The following is a 19,353-nucleotide window of genomic DNA, read 5'->3' as shown; positions in this document are numbered from 1 at the left end:
GCCGCCTCGACGAGGCGGCCGTCGGCATCTCCACACGCGCCCCCGTCGAGCTCTGAAGAAAGGGGCGCTCCTCGTGACCAGCACCACCACTCCCACCACCACCTGGCCCGAACTGTTCGCCTTGCTCCTCGACGGCACGTCCCTCACCGCGCGCCAGGCCGCCTGGGCCATGGAGCAGATCATCTCGGGGGAGGCCACGAACGCCCAGATCGCCGCGTTCGTCATCGCCCTGCGTGCCAAGGGCGAGAGCGTGGAGGAGGTGTCCGGGCTGGCCGACGGCCTGCTATCCAGGTCGGCGGCGATCCGGATCCCCGGTGACCCCGTCGACCTCGTCGGCACCGGCGGCGACCGCGCCAACACTGTGAACATCTCCACCATGGCCGCCATCGTGGCCGCCGCCGCGGGCGTGAAAGTGGCCAAGCACGGCGGCCGGGCGGCCTCGTCCAAAGCCGGCGCCGCCGACGTGCTGGAGGAACTGGGCGTGGTCATCGATCTGCCGCCCGCCGCGGTGGTCGAGGTCGCCGACAAGATCGGCATCACGTTCTGCTTCGCGCCCGCGTTCAACCCGGCGATGCGGCGCACCGCGGTGCCGCGCCGCGAGCTGGGCGTCCCCACCGTCTTCAACTTCCTGGCCCCGCTCACCAACCCCGCACTCCCGCCGGCGCAGGCGGTCGGCGTCTACCACCCGGCGATGGCTCCCGTCATCGCCGGCGTCCTGGCCCAGCGTGGCGGCTCCTCACTCGTCTTCCGCGGCGACGACGGGCTCGACGAGCTGACCACCTGCGGACCCTCGACGATCTGGCTGGTACGCCGCGGCACCGTGACGCGCATCGCCTTCGACCCCGCCGACCTGTCCATCCCGCGGGCCCACCCCGACGACCTGCGCGGCGACGACGCCAAGCACAACGCCACCGTGGCGCGGGCCGTCCTGATGGGCGAGCGGGGTCCGGTGCGGGACGTGGTCCTGCTGAACGCGGCCGCCGCCGTCGTGGCCGCCGAGGGCACGCCACCCGCGGACGAGCTCACGCCCGCCCTGGCCGGCGCCTACAAGCGGGCCGCCGACGCCGTGGACTCCGGAGCCGCCCTGTCCCTGCTCACCCGCTGGGGGCACGCCACGCGGGCGCTCGCGTCAGCGTCTGATCATTAGGTTCGGATCCTTAAGGCCTGGTCATCGACAGGACGTCGAGCGCGGCGTCGAGCTGGTCCTCGGTCAAGGTGCCGTCGGCCACGTGGCCGCGCTCGATGACGACCTCGCGGATGGTCTTGCGTTCCGCGAGCGCCTGCTTGGCGATCCTGGCGGCCTCCTCGTAGCCGACGTACTTGTTCAGCGGTGTGACGATCGAGGGGGACGACTCGGCGTACTCGCGCAGGCGGTGCGTGTTCGCCGTGATGCCCGTGACGCAGCGGTCGGCGAGCAGGCGCGAGACGTTGGCCAGCAGCCTGATCGACTCCAGGATGTTGCGCGCGATGACCGGCAACTGCACGTTCAGCTCGAAGTTGCCGGATGCGCCGGCGAACGTGATCGCCGCGTCGTTGCCGATCACCTGGGCCGCGACCATGGTCGTGGCCTCGGGGATCACCGGGTTGACCTTGCCGGGCATGATCGAGGAGCCGGGCTGCAGGTCGGGCAGGTTGATCTCGCCCAGCCCCGCTCGCGGCCCCGAGCCCATCCAGCGGAGGTCGTTGGCGATCTTGGTGAGCGACACCGCCACCACCTTGAGCTGCCCCGACAACTCCACAATGGAGTCCTGCGCGCTCTGGGCCTCGAAATGGTCCCTGGCCTCGATGAACGGAATGCTGGTCGCCTCACGCAATTTGGCGATGGCCGCCTGGGCGAATCCGGGCGGGGTGTTGATGCCGGTGCCCACGGCGGTGCCGCCCAGAGGCAGCTCCAGCACGCGCTCAAGGGCGGCGGACACCCGTGCGACGCCGTGGTCGATCTGTGTGGCGTAACCGCCGAACTCCTGGCCCAGCGTCACCGGGGTCGCGTCCATCAGGTGGGTGCGCCCTGACTTCACCACTCCGTCGAACTCAATCGCCTTCTGCCGCAGCGCTGTCGCCAGGTGCTGGAGCGAGGGCAGCAGGTGGTACGTCACCTCAGTCGAGGCCGCCACGTGGATCGAGGTCGGGAAGACGTCGTTGGACGACTGGGAGGCGTTCACATGGTCGTTCGGGTGCACGGGGCGGCCCAGCCGCTCCTCGGCCAACGACGCGATCACCTCGTTGGCGTTCATGTTGGACGAGGTGCCCGAGCCGGTCTGGAAGACGTCGATCGGGAAATGGTCGTCGTGCTCGTTCTCGGCGACGTCGGCAGCCGCCTGCGCGATCGCCTCGGCCAAGTCCTTGTCGATCACGCCCAGCTCGCCGTTGACCTCGGCGGCGACCGCCTTGATCAGGCCCAGCGCGGCGATGTGGGACGGCTCCAGGGGGCGTCCGGAAATCGGGAAATTCTCCACTGCACGCTGGGTCTGGGCGCGCCACCTCGCACCTGCGGGCACGCGAACCTCGCCCATCGAGTCATGCTCGATCCTGAACTCGCTCATGCCTCCCAGTCTTACCCACGGCCCCCGACGGCTGCGGGGGTGCCGTGCTCAGGCGGAGAAGAGCGCGACGATGAGCACGGCGATCACCACGGCGGCCGCGGCGGCCACCGCCATGAGCACCAGCATGCCGTTACGGTTGCCCGCGGGCTGCTGCTCCTCCTGCCCGGCGATCGCGAACAGGTCCGTCCCCAGGCCCTTGCCCTGATGCGGTCCCTGCGGGCCCTGCTGGGGCGCCGCCTGCTGCGGGTTCTGCGGCCTCGCGGGCTGCTGGGGCCCTTGTTGCTGCTGCCCCGCCGGGGGCGCGGGCAGTGGGTAGACCTGCTGGCCAGGCGAACCGCTGTGCGGTGTCTGGATGCGCATGGTGGAGATGGAGCCCTCGTCGCCGGGCGGCTTCGGCGGCTGCCCCTGCTGCGGCGCCGTCGGGAACGTGCCCTTGGGACGCGCGATGCTCACCGTCCGCTCGGGATCGTACGCCGTCTCGGGGGACGCCGCCTGAGGCCCACTGCCCGCCGCCCCGGCCCCACGCGCCTCCGCGCCGCCGGCCTCCGCCCCCGGCCCGCCGGTCTGTGCCCCTGGGCCGCCGGTCTGTGCCCTTGGCCCACCGGCCTGCGAGCCGGGACCCTGCGCTGCCGGCTGCTGGCCGTGTGGGTGGCCGGTGCTCTGCGGCACGGTGGGCGCGTTCTGGCCGCGCATCGGCCCCTGGGGTCCCGACGCCGGCCCCCGCCCGCCCCCGGGCCCCTGAGCCCCGGACACAGGCTGCGGCCCCGGCCCGCCAGGCCCACCGCCCACCGATCCAACGCCGCCCAGGCGACCCGCGCCGGGCCCACCAGCACCAGGGCCACCCGGGTCACCCGCGCCGAGCCCACCCGCGCCGAGCCCACCCGCGCCGAGGCCACCCGGGCCGGGCCGACCCGGGCCACCCGCGCCGGGTCCGCCTGCGCCGGGTCCTCCCGCGCCGGGTGCGCCTGTGCCGGGTCCGCCCGCTCCGGGTCCGCCCGCGTCGGCGCCGCCTGCACCGCGTCCACCCGCACCGGGTCCGGCGGCGTGCGGCAGTCCGGGCCCGCCTGCGCCTGGCCCGCTCGGGCCTCCGCGGCCGGCGGGGCCGTGGCCGGGAGCGCCTGCGCCGGGCCCAGCGGGCGCGCCACGACCGGCGGGGCCATGCATGCCGGGGCCGATCGGCCCGTGTCCAGGACCGCCGACGCCGGGGCCGCCAGGTCCTTGTGCTCCTGGGCCTGCCGGGCGCCCCTGCGCGCCGGGGCCACCCTGCGCGGCGGGGCCACCCTGCGCGCCGGGACCGCCCTGGGCGCCAGGGCCACCGTGGGCGCCCGGCCCGCCCGGCCCGGCGGGGGCCTGGCCGACAGGAGGCTTCGGGGCGGCGAACGGATCGGGCAAAGCAGCCTCCTGCGCCATGAGAGCCTCGGCCGTCAGCGCCGGCATCTCGCTCGTCGGGGTGTCGGCGACCATGCGCAGCAAGGTCTCCGCCTTGGCAGCGTGGAGCCGCTGCCGATAGTCCTTGTTGAGCAGCCCGTTCAGCACGGGCCGCAGCTGCCCCGCCTGCGTGGGCGGATCGGCGCTCTCGGTGAGCAGCGCCGCCAGCGTCTCCGCGATCGTGGACCGCTCGTACGCCGGCCGCCCCTCGACTGCGAAGTACAGCGTCGCGCCGAGCGACCAGATGTCCGACTCCGGCCCGGTGTATTCACCTCTGGCGCGTTCCGGGGCCGTGTAGCCGGGTGAGCCGATCACCATGCCTGTCTTCGTCAGCCGTGAGTCGCCCTCGGCCTTGGCGATCCCGAAGTCGGTCAGCACCACACGGCCGCTCTCGGTGATGAGCACGTTGCCCGGCTTCACGTCGCGGTGCGTGATGCCCTGGGCGTGCGCGGCACGCAGCGCGCCGAGCAGGTCGACGCCGATCTCGGCCACGAGCCGGGGCGGCAGCGGCCCCTCCTCCTCGATGACCTGCTCCAGCGAGCGGGCCTCGATGAGCTCCATGATGATCCACGGGCTGTTGTTCTGGATCAGCACGTCGTGAATGGACGCGACGGAGGGGTGGTTGATCCGCGAGGCGATGCGGCCTTCACGCACCATACGTTCGCGCAGCTCGGACCGCTGTTCCTCGGTGAGTCCCGGGTCCTGGCGGATTTCCTTGACCGCCACCTCGCGCCCGAGCGCGCGGTCGCGGGCTCGCCACACGGTGCCCATGGTTCCCCGACCGAGCGGGGCTATGAGCTCGTAGCGCTCCGCGAGCAGGCGTGTCTGCTGTTCCGGCATGAGAAGAAGATATCGATTCTCGCTTGGGAAGTGCTTTACCCTCGCTTGCGAAGTTCTCTTGGCCAGAACCGCCGAGGAAGGCACAACTTTATCACCGTCGCCTTGAAACGGGCATAAGCGGACGGTGTGGGCCGTGGTTCAACACGCTTCCTGTGCAGGCCCTCGCCGGGCTTACGCTCCTGCCGCGGCACGGGAACGGTCATCGTCGTCATGACGTCGGCCCGGTGCAGCCCGCGATGCGCGGGCCTGCGTGTGAAAGACGGCGGTGTGATCCCCGGTCCAGAACGTGGGGGTTTGCGCGGCGTCAGTGGCTCCTCGGCCGAGCCGCCGGCGGCCACCCTGGCCAGCATGAGCGAAGCGCGTACGGAATCGAGCCTGGTCTGCGGGTCGATCCTGAGCAGCGCGTCAAGCACGGGAGCGAGCGGCCCCGCCTTGGTCATCGGGATGGGCTCGCCACTGGTGAGCGCCGCGAGCGCGGCGGCGGCCGTGCGGCGGCCGTGCAGGCCCCTGCCCTCGACGGCGGTGTAGAGCGTCGCGCCGAGCGACCACAGATCGCCGGCCGGGCTGGCCTTCGAGCCGAGCACCCGCTCCGGGGCGATGTATCCCGCGGACCCCAGGACGATCCCCGCCTGGGTGATGGAAACGTCACCTTCGAGTGCGGCCAGGCCGAAGTCGGTGAGCACCGCCCGGTCCTCGGTCACCAGCACGTTGCTCGGCTTGACGTCGCGGTGCAGGATCCCCTTGGCGTGCACGGCCCGCAGCGCGCCGAGGATCTGCCTGCCGATCTCGGCGACCCTGCGCGGCTCGAGCGCGCCCTCCTCCTGGATGAGCTGCTCCAGCGACTTGGCCCTGAGCAACTCCATCACGATCCACGGCCGGTCGTCCTCGGTGACCACGTCGAAGACGGTGATCACCGATGGGTGCGCGACCATCGCGGTCGCGCGGCCCTCGCGCTCGGTGCGAGCGCACAGCTCGGCACGCAGCTCCTCGTCGAGCACGGTGGGCAGCCGCACCTCCTTGACCGCCACGTGGCGGTTGAGCAGCTCGTCGTGTGCCCGCCAAACGGTGCCCATGCCGCCGCGCCCGACAGGCTCCATGAGCCGATAGCGCGCCGCGAGTAGGTAACCGGAGGGCGCACGCATGCCAGGCAGCTTACCTATTTGTGTAAACCGACCAGTAGAGGCGCGGCCGATAATTTGTTGCGAACTTAAGTCAACCGGTCTGACTCGCCCCGTCAGCAATCGCACGGAGTGCGGCGCGATGTTCACTCCCCGCTGCGATCGTGATCGTGGACGGCGAGCGTGACGGCGGATCGGGCTCCCCGGCGGTCGCCGCCGGGGAGCCGATCAGTTGCTGTGCGTTATCCCAGCTCACGGAGGGTGTGTCGAGCGGCACACATCGGTGGCGCGCAAAGATGCATGATGCCTAGTAGGGGACTTTCATGTACGGGGAAGGCCCGCTGACAGGAACTCAAGAGAGCCGTCAGCGAGTTGTAAGGGTGTCGTAAGGGGGCGGGGGCATGGTTAAGCCATGAGAGAAGGCGATCTCCCAGAGACGGCCGAAAGTGTCAGTGCCGATCGTCACACTGGGAGTGAATCCGGAGCTCGACAACTAACCGCAGACCGTTGAGGGACGTGATGAAGATGCGCCAGACACAGGTTCGCCGCCGGCCGAAGAAGCCGACCGGAGCCGCACTGGACCTTCGCACGCCGTCGGGGCGCAAGCTCCCCTTTTGAAGAGCCGGAATCCGCAGCGCAAGCTGAGAGGTGCGCAATGTGCAGTCACTACCCCCCTTGCCCCAGTGCCGAGGCGCCCGATCGTGAGGCGTCGCACGTGATCTCGGCCCACCCCGACCAGGGCTGGAGCCTGTTGTGCAACGGTGTCGTGCTGTTCGAGGACACTGGTCTGCTGCTGCCCGACGGCACCGTCGTGGCACCGCACCGGGCACCCCTGCAACTGGCCGCCTGATCAACCCCTGGCTCGCCAGACTCCCTAGCTCACCCGACCCGACAACTCACCCGACGCCGGTGCCGAGCGGCGCGAAACACCCGGCACCCTTCGGCGTCGGCAGGCACCCTGCTCAGCGACGCCCGATCGTCAGGACCGGCCCCGTGCGATCGGTGAAGAAGTCTTCGCCCTTGTCGTCGACGACGATGAACGCCGGGAAGTCGACCACCTCGATCTTCCAGACCGCTTCCATGCCCAGTTCGGGATATTCGAGCACCTCCACCTTCTTGATGCAGTCCTGCGCCAGCCTGGCCGCCGGACCGCCGATGGAGCCCAGGTAGAAACCGCCGTACTTCTGGCAGGCCTCCGTGACCTGCTTGGACCTGTTGCCCTTGGCCAGCATCACCATCGAGCCGCCCGCCGCCTGGAAGCGCTCGACGTACGAGTCCATCCGGCCGGCAGTCGTGGGCCCGAACGAGCCGGAGGCGTAGCCCGACGGCGTCTTGGCCGGTCCCGCGTAGTAGACGGCGTGGTCCTTCAGGTATTGCGGCATCTCGCCGCCGTTGTCCAGCAGCTCCGCGATCTTCGCGTGGGCGATGTCGCGGGCGACCACGAGAGGGCCGGTCAGCGACAGCCGGGTCTTGACCGGATATTTCGTCAGCTCGGCGAGGATCTCCGGCATCGGCCGATTGAGGTCAACCTGGACGACATCGTCGGACAGGTGCTCGTCGGTCGTCTCCGGCAGGAAGCGCGCCGGGTCGGTCTCCAACTGCTCCAGGAACACGCCCTCCGGCGTGATCTTCGCCAGTGCCTGGCGGTCGGCCGAGCACGACACGGCGATGGCCACCGGGCAGGACGCCCCGTGCCTGGGCAGGCGGATGACGCGGACGTCGTGGCAGAAGTATTTCCCGCCGAACTGCGCCCCGATGCCCAGCTTCTGCGTCAGCTCGAAGACCTTCGCCTCCATCTCCAGGTCACGGAAGCCGTGCCCGGACGGCGACCCCTCGGTGGGGATCGAGTCGAGGTAGCGGGCGCTGGCGTATTTGGCGGTCTTGAGCGCGTACTCGGCGGAGGTGCCGCCCACGACGACCGCCAGATGGTACGGCGGGCAGGCCGCGGTGCCGAGCGAGCGGATCTTCTCCTCCAGAAAGGCCATCATGCGCTTCTCGTTGAGCACGGCCTTGGTCTCCTGGTAAAGGAACGACTTGTTGGCCGAGCCGCCGCCCTTGGCCATGAACAGCAGCTTGTATTCGTCCGGATGGCCGTGCGGGTCCTCGGCGTAGAGCTCGATCTGGGCCGGCAGGTTGTTGCCGGTGTTCTTCTCCTCCCACATGGTGAGAGGCGCCATCTGCGAGTAGCGGAGATTGAGCCGGGTGTACGCGTCGTACACGCCGTGCGTGAGGTGCTCGGCGTCGCGCCCGTCGGTGAGCACGTGGCGGCCGCGCTTGCCCATGACGATCGCGGTGCCGGTGTCCTGGCACATCGGCAGCACGCCGCCGGCTGAGATGGAGGCGTTCTTCAGCAGGTCGAGCGCGACGAAGCGGTCGTTGCCGCTGGACTCGGGGTCATCGACGATCTTCCTGAGCTGGGCGAGGTGGGAGGCCCGCAGGTAGTGGGAGATGTCGTGGACGGCCGTCTCGGTGAGCAGCCGCAACGCCTCCGGCTCGACCTCGAGGAACGTACGCCCAGCCGCCTCGACCTTCCGCACCCCCTCCGTCGTGATCAGCCGATATTCGGTCTCATCGGCTCCCAGCGGCAGCAGGTCGGTGTAGTCGAACTCGCCCATGTCCATCCTTTCGCGTTGCCTAGAGATTACGCGCTCGCTCTCTCCCTTCGTGCTGCGACCGGGGCCTTCGCCGGCGATCGGCCGGCGGTGAGGCCCACGATGATGCCCGCGATCACCAGTCCCGCCCCGAGCAGGTCGTACGCGGACGGCGTGGCGATTCCCAGCACCACCCCTGTAGAGATCGCGCCCACCGGGATGAGCCCGGCGAACAGCCCGGCCAAGCCGGGACCGAGCTTGGGAAGCGCGGTGTACCAGAGGAAGAAGGCCAGCACCGTGATGACGACGGCCAGATAGGCGAATCCGAGCGCCTCCGCCGCCGTGGGCGTCCTGAACATCGTGGCGCCCTCGGTGAGCAGCCCGACCGCCACCAGCATGGGCACCGACAGCGCCGTCGAGTACGCCGACAGCCTGATCGCCCCCAGCTTCGGCAGCAGCGGGATGGCGAACACGGAGAAGCTCACCTCGCCCACGAGCGCGCCGAGCGCCCAGAGCAGCCCGGGCAGGTTGCCCGTGCCGAGTCCTGTGGCCAGCGTCGCCCCGGCCACCACCACGCTCGCCCCGATCAGCAGCCGGGGTGCGGGACGCCCGCCGGCCAGCGCCAGCCACAGCGGGACGGTCCCGAGGATGGTCCCGACCAGCGCCGGGCCCGAGGCACGCGTGGACTCGATCACGCACACGTTGAAGAACACCAGGCCGAGCAGGGTGAGTCCGCCGAGGTAGAGGCTCTCCCTGAGCGTCAGCCGGACGAACCGGAGGCCGAGAGCTCCCGTTATGAGGAGCAGGATGACCGCTGCGACGAGATACCGGACGGCCTGTCCGCCGTATAGGGGGTATGCGCCGACGAACCCCGACACCCCGGCCAGTGTCCCTACCAGGAACATGGCCGAGGCGGCGCCCAGTATGCCGTTTCTCATGTGAAGGATGCTAGGTAGACAATGGTTCGCACAAACAGTCCAATGTCCGGCCGAAAGACAGGACCAATATGGCTGACCTCCATATCCAGATAAATCGCGATAAGGGGGGCATAGCTGGGCAGATCGCGTCCGAGCTGCGCGACTCCATCCGCGGCGGCCGGCTGGCCCCGGGGACCCGGCTGCCCGCCACCCGCGACCTCGCCACCGACCTCCAGGTCTCCAGAGGCGTGGTGGTGGAGGCGTACGAGCAGCTCGTCGCCGAGGGATTCCTGGTCTCCAGGGTGGGCGTCGGCACCCAGGTCACCCCCAAGAACTCCACGGTGACCACCCGCAGGCCGCCCCGGGCCGCGCCACTGCGGGCCAAGCCGGTGCGCCGCGCCACGGCCAGCCCCTTCTACGGACACCGCCCCACTTCTCCCGACCTCGGCCATTTCCCCAGGGAGCGCTGGCTGGCGGCGGTGCGGCACGTCCTGGCCACCGTGCCATCCGACGCCCTCGACTACGGCGACCCCGGCGGCGTGCCCGAGTTGCGCGAGGAGCTGGCCGGCTACCTCAGGAGGGTCCGGGCGGCCGACGTGCGGCCGGAGAACCTCGTCGTCGTCGGCGGCGTGGCCCAGGGGCTCAGCCTGGTCCTGCACGTGCTGTCCCAGCACCGCGCGCCGCGCCTGGCCGTCGAGGACCCCACCAGTCACCGCCAGCGCCCGCTGCTCAGGCGGGCGGGCGCGCACCTGGTGCCGGTGCCGGTGGACGAGGAGGGCCTGGACGTGCGGCGGCTGAGCGGGGACGCGGTCCTGGTCACGCCGGCGCACCAGTATCCGACCGGCGTGGTCCTGTCCCCGGCGCGCCGCGCCGCCCTGATGGAGTGGGCGGCCGCGGGCAACCGGGTGATCCTGGAGGACGACTACGACGCCGAGTTCCGGTTCGACCGCGACCCCGTCGGCTGCCTGCAGGGCCTGGCCCCCGAACGGGTGGTCCTTTCCGGCAGCGTCAGCAAGGCACTCGCCCCGGGGCTGCGCATGGGCTGGGTGGCGGCCCCCGCCGAGCTGGCCGAGGCGATCCGGCGGGCGCGGGGGGAGCAGGACCTGGGCTCGCCGGTCATCGAGCAGTACGCGCTGGCCCATTTCCTGCGTACCGGCGGCTACGACAAGCATCTGAGGCGGATGCGCAGGGAATACCGTCGCCGCCGGGACGCCCTGGTCGCGGCGCTGGCGGCGGACTTGCCCGAGGTGCAGGTCAAGGGCATCGAGGCGGGCCTGCACGCCTACCTGGAGCTGCCAGGCGGCTGGGACGAGCACCAGGTGGCGCGGATCGCGCAGGCCATCGGCGTGTCCGCCGAGCCGGTGGGGCCCATGCGGGAGTGGCCTGGGCCGCCGGCCGTCGTGGTCGGGTTCGCGCGGTTGCCGGCGCACAAGGCCGCCGAGGCCGTGCGCGGCATCAAGGAGAAACTGCTGACCGAGGGAGAACGCCTCACTTAGCGCGAGGAGTCAGCGGCCTGCTTCGGCTGGAAGCCGGGCGCCAGCGCGATGATGGCGGCGGCCAGCACCAGCGGCGCGACGAACGCCACCCGCATGTCCGTGGCGTCCGCGATGCCGCCCACCAGTGCCGCGCCCACGATGAAGCCGACGTAGTTGAAGAGGTTCACCCGGGCGATGGCCACCCCGGTCCCGGCCGGGTCGAGCCTGCCCGCCGCCGAGAACGACTGCGGCGCGACCACGGCCAGCCCCATCCCCGTGAGGCCGAACGCGACGATGCCGAGCGGCTGACTCGGGGCCAGCACGACACCCAGGAAGCCGAGCGTGGCGATCACACCGCCGATCCTGACGATGGCGGCGGGGCCGTACCGCCTGACCGCGACGTCGCCGCCGAGCCGGACGACCAGCGTCGTGGCCTGGTACGCCGCGTAGGCCAGCGGGATCACCTGCGGTCCCGCCGCCAGGACGTCCTTCATGAACAGGGTGTTGAAGTTGGAGACCGCGGCGTCGCCGATGTACAGGAAGGCCATGGCCAGGCAGAGCGGGAGAATCGGCCGCCACGGGAAGCGGCCCTCGGCCTGGACGGACGTGCTCTCGACCTTCTCCTCCTCGATCGTGCACAGGTTCGGCCCGGCGAAGAGCGAGCCGGCCAGGGCGACGACCATGGGGACCGCCATGACGACCGGCAGCGGCAGGCCTGCGGCGACCGACGCCCACAGCGCCCCGGCCAGGCTGAACACGCTCCACACGCAGTGGAAGCCGTTCAGCACCTGGATGCCGTACCTACGCTCGACCGCGACACCCTGCATGTTCATGCCGGCGTCCACAGCGCCCACCGCCAGCCCGAACACCAGCAGCACCGGCACCAGCAGTGGCACGCTCGGCGCGAGCCCGGTCAGCACCACGGCCGCGGCGACCACCGGCTGGGCGATGCGCAGCAGCAGCTTGCTGCCGAGCCGGGCGGCGAACGCGCCGGCCGCCACGCTGCCGACGCCCGCGAACACGGGCACGATCAGCAACAGCAGCGTCAGCGTGCCCTCGTCGAGCCCGTGTTTGGCCTGCAGATTGGCGACCTGGATGAGCAGCGAGGCGAAGGACAGCCCTTGCACGGCGTAGACCACATACGTGGCGAGGCGGGCCTGGCGATCACGCGGGGACGGCACGGCGGCCTCCTGATTTGGGGGGAGATCAAACGTGAGGCGGGGTCAGGTTAGCGGCACGCCCAGCCGCCACGCCAGCACCAGATAAGGTGCCGGGGTGAAACGGGGAGAGGAGCGCAGGGACCGCATCCTGGCCGCCGCGCTCCTGGAGTTCGCCGAGAACGGCTATCGAGGGGCGTCGCTGGCCCGCATCGCCGAGCGGGTCGAGCTCTCCCAGGCCGGGCTGCTGCACCACTTCAAGAGCAAGGAACGGCTGCTCGTCGCGGTGCTGGACTACCGGGACGAGCTCGACCAACGCAAGGTCGACCTGGCCTCGGCCGGCGGGATCGACGCCCTGCGCGCCCTGGTCGGCGTGGTGGAGCACAATGCGCGGGCGCCCGGGCTGGTGCAGCTGTTCTCCGTGATCAGCGGCGAGGCCGTGACGCCGGACCACCCCGGCCACGAGTGGGCGAGGCGACGCTACCGCCGGCTGCGCGCCGACATGGCCGCGGCGCTGCGGCGGGGCGTGGAGCGCGGCGAGTTCCGCGCGGACCTCGACGCCGAGGCGCACGCCGACCGGCTGATCGCGATGATGGACGGCCTGCAGACGCAGTGGCTGATCGACCCGGACCGGGTGGACATGGCGGCCGTCTTCAGAAGCTACGTGGACGACCTCATCGCCTTGCTACGCCCGCCGATGTGACGGCCACCTCATCGCCTTGCTACGCCCGCCGATGTGACGACCGCCTCATCGCCTTGCTACGCCCGCCGATGTGACGACCACCTCATCGCCCTGCGACGCCTGCTCCGCCCACCGGCGTGACGACCTCGCCGGCTCTCTGGACGGCGTCGTCGCCGTCCCATCGCCGGGCCGCCGCCCACACCCCCAGGGCGAGCAGCGCGGCGACCTCCGTGACCGCGAGACCGCGTTCCACCAGCCCGAGCGGCATGACCCGCCACCACGCCATCCCGGTCTCCGCGGCGACCAGGATCATCGCGCCGATGAACACGACCCACAACACCGAGCAGATCCCGAGCCCGAACGCCACGAGCGTGGCCTTTGACCGCTCCCGATGCCGCCACGGACGGGCGATGATCACGGCTGCCAGCGGCAGGCACACGAACGCGATGATGCTGCCCACGCGATGGATGCTGCCGCTCGTGCTCGGCCCGACCGACCAGTCGTGCTTCTCGAACCAGGCCGTCAGGAACAACCCCACGCTCCACCCCATGAGCGCCACGGTGCCGAAGACGCCGGCGAGCTTCTTGCGTGCCAGCGACACCCCGATGGCCACCGACCCGGCCGCCAGCAGGCCCACCGCGAGCCCGAAGATCCAGCCGTCAGGGCCGAGGCCGTGCTCGCTGATGGTCCTCCTGATCGGGTTCACCTCGTCGAGGCTCGTCAACTCCAGGCCCAGGATCACCGCGACGCCCGCGCCTGCCGCACCAAGTCCCCATCGTGCTGGTTGATGCACGCACACCTCCCTTTGTCTGGATCAACAGGAAGAGTGTGTGCGGAGATTCCAAAAATTTCATGAGAGTGCGCGCCGGATGAGGTCGTCGCTCAGCTCGCGCAGCCGCTTCCTGGCCTCGAGATCGTACGCCTGCGCATCCGCCCGGCTCTCCCGCTGCTGGTCGAAGTAGCGCCCGGTGACGCCGTCGAGCCCGTTCACCAGCCTCAACGTGGCCTCGGCGCCCTGGCCGACGCTGCTGATCGGCGGCACCAGGGCTTCGCGGACCATCGAGGTGTTCATGAACGTCGCCGGGTGCAGGGCGTTGACCGTCACGCCCGTGCCCGCGAGCTCCTCGGCCAGGTCGAACGTGAACATGATCTGCGCCAGCTTGCTCTGACTGTAGGCGCGCTGCCGGCCGTAACCCTTGGTCAGCATCGGGTCGGTGAAGTCGATGGCCTGCTGGCCTACGGAGGCCACGTTCACCACGCGGGCCGGCGCGGAGGCCGTCAGCAGCGGGAGCAGCCGCCGCGTCAGGTGGTATCCGGCCAGGTAGTTCACCGCGAAGCGCAGCTCGATGCCGTCGGCGCTCAGCTGCCGCCCGGAGAACGGCTTGCCGCCCCCGACCCCGGCGTTGTTGACCAGCACGTCCAGCCGGTCGAACCGCTCGCGCACCTCCGCGGCCATCCGCTCGACCTGACGCAGCTCGGCCAGGTCGGCCAGGATGCCCTCGGTCCGGCCGCCGGCCCGCTCGCGGGCCCTGCGTACCCGTTCCGGGTCGCGGCCGTGCACGATCACGCGGTCGCCCGCCGTCGCGAGTCTGCGGGCCAGCTCCCTGCCGAGGCCGTCGGTCGCCCCGGTGATCAGGATCGTCCTCATGTCGCCATCCCCAATACGAGACATCGTGCCTCGAATATAAACGAGGCACGATGTCTTGTAAAGTGAGGCGCCGCGAGGGAGCGCCGGCGGCGTCTGGCGACCGAGCCGCCGAACGGAGTGAGGCTATGAGCATGGTGGGCAGACCACGCAGTGAAGTGGCCAGGAAGGCGATCCTCCGGGCGGCACTCGACCTGTGCGCGCGCGACGGCTACCAGAGCGTGACCATGAAAGGCATCGCCGAGGCCGCCGGCAGCGGCCGCCAGACCGTCTACCGCTGGTGGCAGACCAAGGCCCAGGTGCTGCTCGAAGGACTGACCGAGATCCTGGCCGCGGAGGTCCCGCCGACGCCGGACAGCGGTGACGCGCGGGCCGATCTCGTGGCGTTCCTGCGGCAGACGTTCGAGCTGGCGAGAGGGGTCGCGGGGCAGGTCGTGGTGGGGCTCATGGCCGATGCCCAGTCCGACCGGGAGCTGGCCGCCGAGCTGCGCACCACGATCATCATGCCGCGCCGGCGCGCCCTGCGCTCCGTGCTCGAACGCGGCGCCCTGCCCGACGGCGTGGATCCGGAGCTGGCCGTCGATCTCATTTTCGGGGCCATGTGGTACCGCCTGCTCAACCGCCACGCCGAGGTGAACGACGACCTGGCGGAGGAGATCGCCGGGCTGGTGGCGCGAATCCGTTAGGAGTGGGCCCCTTCGGGACGAGCGAATCGTGCGGGCGCCAGATATCGTCATATGTGTGAACGAACGCGCGGGATCCTGGTTGCCGAAGCTGCAGGAAGTCGGAGAGCGGCTGGCCGAGGAGTTCGTCTCCGCCCGCCGCCTGCCCGCCTCGGGCGAGGTGCCGGCGCCGCACGAGCTACGTGCTTCCGACGCCGACCGTGAGCGCATCGCGCAAGTGCTCCAGGACGCGCACGCCGACGGCCGGCTCACCCTGGAGGAGCTGGAGGAGCGGCTCGGCGTGCTCTACTCCGCGCGCACGCTGGGTGAGCTGGCGCAGCTCACCGGCGACCTGCTGCCCGCCGACCAGCAGCCGCTCAACCTGGACGGCCGGCCCGTGTCGGCCATCTTCAAACAGGAGCAGCGCGGCGGACGCTGGGTCGTCCCCGCCGAACTCACGGTGACGGCCATGTTCGGCACCACCAAGCTGGACCTGCGCGAGGCGATCCTGCAGAACCGGCGGGTCATCATCAACGCCACGCTCGTCTTCGGCGGGCTGGAGATCCACGTGCCCGAGGACCTCGAGGTGATCAGGGTCGCCAAGGGCAAGACCGTCCGGCTGAACAAACAGCCGACCGAGCCGGGCGCGCCCGTGGTCGAGGTCCGCACCACCAACTTCGCCGGCGACGTCAAGGTCAAGGAGCCACCCCGCCGCAAGCGTCGCCGCTGACGGGGCCGGTGGCGGGGCCGCTCACCCGGGCCTCAGCCGGCCGTGTCGAAGTTGATCGCGCTGTACGCGCGCAGCTTCCAGAGCTGGTGCTCGCTCTCGATCTTGCGGATGGTGCCCGAACGGCCGCGCATCACCAGCGACTCCGTCACCGCGGAGCCGGCGCGGAACCGTACGCCCTGCATGAGCTCGCCGTGCGTGATGCCCGTCGCCGCGAAGAACACGTCGTCGGAGCTGACCAGGTCGTTGGTGGTGAGCACCTGGTTGAGATCGTGTCCCGCGTCGAGAGCCTTGCCGCGCTCGGCGTCGTCGCGCGGCCAGAGCTTGCCCTGGATCACCCCGCCGAGGCACTTGAGCGCGCACGCGGCCACGATGCCCTCGGGTGTGCCGCCGATGCCCAGCATCAGGTCGATGCCGGTGCCCGCGCGGGCCGCCATGATCGCGCCGGCCACGTCGCCGTCGGTGATGAACTTGATGCGCGCGCCCGTCTCCCTGATCTCCTTGACCAGCCGCTCGTGCCTGGGCCGGTCGAGCACGACCACCGTCACGTCGGAGGGGGAGCAGTGCTTGGCCCTGGCGACCGCGGTGATGTTGGCGGACACGGGAGCCTCGATGTCGACCACGTCGGCCGCCTCGGGGCCGGTGACCAGCTTCTCCATGTAGAACACGGCCGAGGGGTCGTACATCGAGCCGCGCTCGCTCACCGCGATCACCGACACGGCGTCGGGCATGCCGAGCGCGGTCAGCCGGGTGCCGTCGATGGGATCCACGGCCACGTCGCAGTCCGGGCCGCTGCCGTCGCCCACGCGCTCGCCGTTGTACAACATCGGGGCGTGGTCCTTCTCGCCCTCGCCGATGACCACCACGCCGTTCATCGAGACCGTGCTGATCAGCTGGCGCATGGCGTTCACCGCCGCGCCGTCGGCGCCGTTCTTGTCACCGCGGCCGACCCACCGGGCCGCGGCCATCGCGGCCGCCTCAGTGACGCGGACGAGCTCCAGCGCCAGGTTGCGGTCGGGAGCGTGCTCGCTCGTGGCGAGCGCGGGCGGTACGGAATCGGACATCATTGGCCTCCTCGCAGACAACTCTCTCGATCGTAGTTGCCCTTCTCTTCCCGCCCAGAGGGGGATAACCTGCCGGGTCCGGCTTAGTCCTGTGCCTGCGGTAAGCCGCAGGAGCATCGGTAAGCTCGAGTTGCGAACGGATTTTGCGCCATACCCTGTGCGCGTCAGGGATCATGCCTTCACCATGGAGCATGGCGCCGCGCCGTGGAGGAGGGCGAATGAGCGATGTGGAACACGTGGTGGCTCAGCCGCGCACGTCCGAGCGGGGCGCGGCGACGCGCACCTCGTTGCTCGCCGCCGCGCGGGAGGTCTTCGTCTCGAAGGGCTTCGCCGAGGCGGGCGTGACCGACGTGGTGGCCAGGGCCGACGCCAGCGTGGGCAGCCTCTACCACCACTTCTCCGGCAAGGCGGACCTCTACCTGACACTGTTCGAGGAGTGGCAGGCCAGGCAGACTCAGCGGACCAAGCAGGCGGCCAGAGCGGCCCGCGCCGGCGGCGAGAGCGACCCCATGGGGGTGTTCCTCAGCGCCGCCCGCGCCTACCTTGACGGCTGCATGGAGGAGCGCGAGCTGGCCGCGCTGTTCCTGCGCGGCGACGGCCCGCCCGGCTTCGAGGTCGTCATGCGCGATCGGCTGCGCATGTGGGCGCAGCGCAACGCGGCGCTGTTCGAGGACGAGCCCGCTCTGGTCGTGGTGATCACCGGCGCGCTGGCCGCGGCCGTCTCCGAGGTGGTGCGCACCGGCGACCGCGGCTTGGCCGAGGAGGTCCTCGCCATCATCGGGCAGATCCGCCCGGCCGCGTCCGCGACCGCCCCTTCCAGCGGGTAACCTCGCCAACTGTGCGACGGTTCACCGAGGGTTTCTACGGCTACGCGGTAGCGCTTTTCGTCTGCCTCGCGGGGGCGGGGTTGTTCCTGCTGGCGGCCCCGCAGGGCCGGGAACCGCACATCCCGCGGCGCGACTACTCGATCACCGTCGCCAACTTCGGCCACTCGGTGCCCTATGCGGTGTGGGCTCCGCGGCAGGACCTGCAGGACTGGGTGCCCAACAGCAACAGGATCGCCAAGGGCGAGAACGGCGCCCAGGTTCTCTACCTCGGCTTCGCCACCGCCAAGCGGGCGCACGCGATGTTCGTGCAGAGCAACGAGCAGCCCGCCGCCGGGTTCGCCGCCCGCATGGCCAACTCCGACAAGACCATCGGCACGCAACAGGTCGGCGGGGTCGCGTGGGAGCAGCGCTATCGCGAGGACAAGAAGCAGCGCACGCTGGTCCGCTTCCTGCCCGACGTGACCCTGGTGATCACTGGCACGGCTGACTGGCCCGAGCTGGCCCAGCTGGCAGCCCTCCTGCAGCAGCGCCCCAAGGGTTAGCCCCCACGGCTCGCTCAGACGTTGAAGCGGAACTCGACCACGTCGCCGTCGCGCATCACGTAGTCCTTGCCCTCGACGCGGGCCTTGCCCGCGGCGCGGGCGTTGGCGATCGAGCCGACCTCGACCAGGTCGTCGAAGGAGACGATCTCGGCCTTGATGAAGCCGCGCTGGAAGTCGGTGTGGATCACGCCGGCCGCCTCGGGCGCGGTGGCGCCCTTACGGATCGTCCAGGCTCGCGTCTCCTTCGGCCCGGCCGTCAGGTACGTCTGCAGGCCGAGCGTCTCGAAGCCGACCCTGGCCAGCTGGCGCAGCCCGGACTCCTCCTGGCCGACCGACTGCAGCAGCTCGAGCGCCTCCTCCTCGTCGAGCTCGACCAGCTCGGACTCGATCTTGGCGTCGAGGAAGACCGCCTCGGCCGGGGCGACCAGCGCCGACAGCTGCTCCCTGAGCGCGGTGTCGGTCAGCTCGTCGGCGTCGAGGTTGAACACGTACAGGAACGGCTTGGCCGTCATCAGGTGCAGCTCGCGCAGCTCCTCGCGCTCCAGGCCGCTCTCGAAGATGGTCTTGCCGGTCTCCAGGACCGCCTTGGCGGCCTCGGCGGCCTCCAGCGCCGGCTTCTTGTCCTTGACGGTGCGGGCCTCCTTCTGCAGGCGCGGGATAGCCTTCTCGACCGTCTGCAGGTCGGCCATGACCAGCTCGAAATTGATGGTCTCGATGTCGCGCTTGGGGGAGATCTCGCCGTCCACGTGCGTCACGTCGGGGTCGGTGAAGACCCGGATGACCTGGCAGATCGCGTCCGTGTCGCGGATGTTGGAGAGGAACTGGTTGCCCCTGCCCTGCCCCTCCGACGCTCCCTTGACCAGGCCCGCGATGTCGACGAACTCGACCTTGGCGGGCAGGATGCGGGCCGAGCCGAAGATCCCGGCCAGCACGGGCAGGCGGTCGTCGGGCACGCCCACGATGCCCACGTTGGGCTCGATGGTGGCGAACGGGTAGTTGGCCGCCAGAGCGTTGCCGGTCTTGGTCAGCGCGTTGAACAGCGTGGACTTACCGACGTTGGGCAGGCCGACGATGCCTATGGAGAGACTCACGGATCCCAAGTTTACGTGCTGAGCGTAACGAGCGTGTCGGGCGG

General features: G+C 70.6%; 18 protein-coding genes. 8 read left to right on the top strand and 10 right to left on the bottom strand.

Annotated features, from left to right (window positions below):
* The first annotated feature begins 73 nt into the window (after nucleotides 1-73).
* Nucleotides 74-1,147 (top strand): anthranilate phosphoribosyltransferase, encoded by a 1,074-nt coding sequence (gene trpD, locus Q9G87_RS35735; protein WP_305920984.1) that lies wholly within the window; start codon nucleotides 74-76, stop codon nucleotides 1,145-1,147.
* A 10-nt stretch (nucleotides 1,148-1,157) separates the two neighbouring features.
* On the opposite strand, the gene Q9G87_RS35730 is transcribed toward trpD, so the two are convergent.
* The 3 genes from Q9G87_RS35730 to Q9G87_RS35720 are packed head-to-tail and all read right to left on the bottom strand — an operon-like array spanning nucleotide 1,158 to nucleotide 5,953.
* Nucleotides 1,158-2,543, bottom strand: coding sequence for a class II fumarate hydratase (locus Q9G87_RS35730; RefSeq protein ID WP_305920983.1), 1,386 nt, complete (start codon nucleotides 2,541-2,543; stop codon nucleotides 1,158-1,160).
* Between the two features lie 48 nt (nucleotides 2,544-2,591).
* On the bottom strand, nucleotides 2,592-4,811 hold the full coding sequence (locus Q9G87_RS35725) for a serine/threonine-protein kinase (protein WP_305920982.1): 2,220 nt from the start codon (nucleotides 4,809-4,811) through the stop codon (nucleotides 2,592-2,594).
* 35 nt (nucleotides 4,812-4,846) lie between these two features.
* Nucleotides 4,847-5,953, bottom strand: a complete 1,107-nt coding sequence (locus tag Q9G87_RS35720) for a serine/threonine-protein kinase (protein ID WP_305920981.1) — start codon at nucleotides 5,951-5,953, stop codon at nucleotides 4,847-4,849.
* Nucleotides 5,954-6,584: 631 nt separating this feature from the next.
* Between Q9G87_RS35720 and Q9G87_RS35715 the strand changes: the two genes are divergently transcribed.
* Nucleotides 6,585-6,779, top strand: a complete 195-nt coding sequence (locus tag Q9G87_RS35715) for a DUF5999 family protein (RefSeq protein ID WP_305920980.1) — start codon at nucleotides 6,585-6,587, stop codon at nucleotides 6,777-6,779.
* A gap of 112 nt (nucleotides 6,780-6,891) precedes the next feature.
* Here Q9G87_RS35715 and Q9G87_RS35710 read toward each other — a convergent pair whose 3' ends face one another.
* Together Q9G87_RS35710 and Q9G87_RS35705 are read right to left on the bottom strand one after the other, a co-directional pair.
* Nucleotides 6,892-8,544 (bottom strand): fumarate hydratase, encoded by a 1,653-nt coding sequence (locus Q9G87_RS35710; RefSeq protein WP_305920979.1) that lies wholly within the window; start codon nucleotides 8,542-8,544, stop codon nucleotides 6,892-6,894.
* A gap of 26 nt (nucleotides 8,545-8,570) precedes the next feature.
* Nucleotides 8,571-9,458 (bottom strand): DMT family transporter, encoded by an 888-nt coding sequence (locus Q9G87_RS35705; RefSeq protein ID WP_305920978.1) that lies wholly within the window; start codon nucleotides 9,456-9,458, stop codon nucleotides 8,571-8,573.
* A gap of 68 nt (nucleotides 9,459-9,526) precedes the next feature.
* On the opposite strand from Q9G87_RS35705, the gene pdxR reads away from it, so the two are divergent.
* Complete coding sequence (pdxR, locus tag Q9G87_RS35700; protein ID WP_305920977.1) at nucleotides 9,527-10,933, top strand: MocR-like pyridoxine biosynthesis transcription factor PdxR; 1,407 nt, start codon at nucleotides 9,527-9,529, stop codon at nucleotides 10,931-10,933.
* Here the strand turns inward: pdxR and Q9G87_RS35695 are convergent.
* Entirely contained in the window at nucleotides 10,930-12,093 is a 1,164-nt protein-coding gene (locus Q9G87_RS35695) for an MFS transporter (protein ID WP_305920976.1), read from the bottom strand. The genes pdxR and Q9G87_RS35695 overlap by 4 nt on opposite strands.
* Before the next feature lie 94 nt (nucleotides 12,094-12,187).
* Between Q9G87_RS35695 and Q9G87_RS35690 the strand changes: the two genes are divergently transcribed.
* Nucleotides 12,188-12,772 (top strand): TetR/AcrR family transcriptional regulator, encoded by a 585-nt coding sequence (locus tag Q9G87_RS35690; RefSeq protein ID WP_305920975.1) that lies wholly within the window; start codon nucleotides 12,188-12,190, stop codon nucleotides 12,770-12,772.
* Nucleotides 12,773-12,854: 82 nt separating this feature from the next.
* Here the strand turns inward: Q9G87_RS35690 and Q9G87_RS35685 are convergent, their stop codons facing one another.
* Entirely contained in the window at nucleotides 12,855-13,544 is a 690-nt protein-coding gene (locus Q9G87_RS35685) for a DUF998 domain-containing protein (RefSeq protein WP_305920974.1), read from the bottom strand.
* Between the two features lie 57 nt (nucleotides 13,545-13,601).
* Nucleotides 13,602-14,399, bottom strand: a complete 798-nt coding sequence (locus Q9G87_RS35680) for an SDR family NAD(P)-dependent oxidoreductase (protein WP_305920973.1) — start codon at nucleotides 14,397-14,399, stop codon at nucleotides 13,602-13,604.
* Between the two features lie 125 nt (nucleotides 14,400-14,524).
* Here Q9G87_RS35680 and Q9G87_RS35675 point away from each other — a divergent pair, with 125 nt between their 5' ends.
* Together Q9G87_RS35675 and Q9G87_RS35670 are read left to right on the top strand one after the other, a co-directional pair.
* Nucleotides 14,525-15,082, top strand: coding sequence for a TetR/AcrR family transcriptional regulator (locus tag Q9G87_RS35675; RefSeq protein ID WP_305920972.1), 558 nt, complete (start codon nucleotides 14,525-14,527; stop codon nucleotides 15,080-15,082).
* A gap of 55 nt (nucleotides 15,083-15,137) precedes the next feature.
* Nucleotides 15,138-15,788, top strand: a complete 651-nt coding sequence (locus tag Q9G87_RS35670) for a DUF1707 SHOCT-like domain-containing protein (RefSeq protein ID WP_305920971.1) — start codon at nucleotides 15,138-15,140, stop codon at nucleotides 15,786-15,788.
* Nucleotides 15,789-15,820: 32 nt separating this feature from the next.
* Here Q9G87_RS35670 and glpX read toward each other — a convergent pair whose 3' ends face one another.
* Nucleotides 15,821-16,849, bottom strand: coding sequence for a class II fructose-bisphosphatase (glpX, locus tag Q9G87_RS35665; protein ID WP_305920970.1), 1,029 nt, complete (start codon nucleotides 16,847-16,849; stop codon nucleotides 15,821-15,823).
* Nucleotides 16,850-17,067: 218 nt separating this feature from the next.
* Here glpX and Q9G87_RS35660 point away from each other — a divergent pair, with 218 nt between their 5' ends.
* Nucleotides 17,068-17,676 (top strand): TetR/AcrR family transcriptional regulator, encoded by a 609-nt coding sequence (locus Q9G87_RS35660; protein ID WP_305920969.1) that lies wholly within the window; start codon nucleotides 17,068-17,070, stop codon nucleotides 17,674-17,676.
* Between the two features lie 11 nt (nucleotides 17,677-17,687).
* Nucleotides 17,688-18,218 (top strand): DUF4245 domain-containing protein, encoded by a 531-nt coding sequence (locus Q9G87_RS35655; protein ID WP_305920968.1) that lies wholly within the window; start codon nucleotides 17,688-17,690, stop codon nucleotides 18,216-18,218.
* Nucleotides 18,219-18,232: 14 nt separating this feature from the next.
* Here Q9G87_RS35655 and ychF read toward each other — a convergent pair whose 3' ends face one another.
* The gene (gene ychF, locus Q9G87_RS35650) at nucleotides 18,233-19,309 is read right to left on the bottom strand and encodes a redox-regulated ATPase YchF (protein WP_305920967.1); all 1,077 of its coding nucleotides are present in this window, start codon (nucleotides 19,307-19,309) and stop codon (nucleotides 18,233-18,235) included.
* Between the last annotated feature and the right edge of the window lie 44 nt (nucleotides 19,310-19,353).

The sequence above is a fragment of the Nonomuraea turcica genome (assembly GCF_030718205.1).
Taxonomy (GTDB): domain Bacteria; phylum Actinomycetota; class Actinomycetes; order Streptosporangiales; family Streptosporangiaceae; genus Nonomuraea.
This window is presented reverse-complemented; position numbering and strand designations above follow the sequence as displayed.

Bases quoted from the DNA above. Each gene is read 5' to 3' on its own strand.
- Q9G87_RS35730 (WP_305920983.1), bottom strand. From the start codon at position 2,543: ATGAGCGAGTTCAGGATCGAGCATGACTCGATGGGCGAGGTTCGCGTG.
- Q9G87_RS35725 (WP_305920982.1), bottom strand. From the start codon at position 4,811: ATGCCGGAACAGCAGACACGCCTGCTCGCGGAGCGCTACGAGCTCATA.
- Q9G87_RS35720 (WP_305920981.1), bottom strand. From the start codon at position 5,953: ATGCGTGCGCCCTCCGGTTACCTACTCGCGGCGCGCTATCGGCTCATG.
- Q9G87_RS35715 (WP_305920980.1), top strand. From the start codon at position 6,585: ATGTGCAGTCACTACCCCCCTTGCCCCAGTGCCGAGGCGCCCGATCGT.
- Q9G87_RS35710 (WP_305920979.1), bottom strand. From the start codon at position 8,544: ATGGGCGAGTTCGACTACACCGACCTGCTGCCGCTGGGAGCCGATGAG.
- Q9G87_RS35705 (WP_305920978.1), bottom strand. From the start codon at position 9,458: ATGAGAAACGGCATACTGGGCGCCGCCTCGGCCATGTTCCTGGTAGGG.
- pdxR (WP_305920977.1), top strand. From the start codon at position 9,527: ATGGCTGACCTCCATATCCAGATAAATCGCGATAAGGGGGGCATAGCT.
- Q9G87_RS35680 (WP_305920973.1), bottom strand. From the start codon at position 14,399: ATGAGGACGATCCTGATCACCGGGGCGACCGACGGCCTCGGCAGGGAG.
- Q9G87_RS35675 (WP_305920972.1), top strand. From the start codon at position 14,525: ATGAGCATGGTGGGCAGACCACGCAGTGAAGTGGCCAGGAAGGCGATC.
- glpX (WP_305920970.1), bottom strand. From the start codon at position 16,849: ATGTCCGATTCCGTACCGCCCGCGCTCGCCACGAGCGAGCACGCTCCC.
- Q9G87_RS35660 (WP_305920969.1), top strand. From the start codon at position 17,068: ATGAGCGATGTGGAACACGTGGTGGCTCAGCCGCGCACGTCCGAGCGG.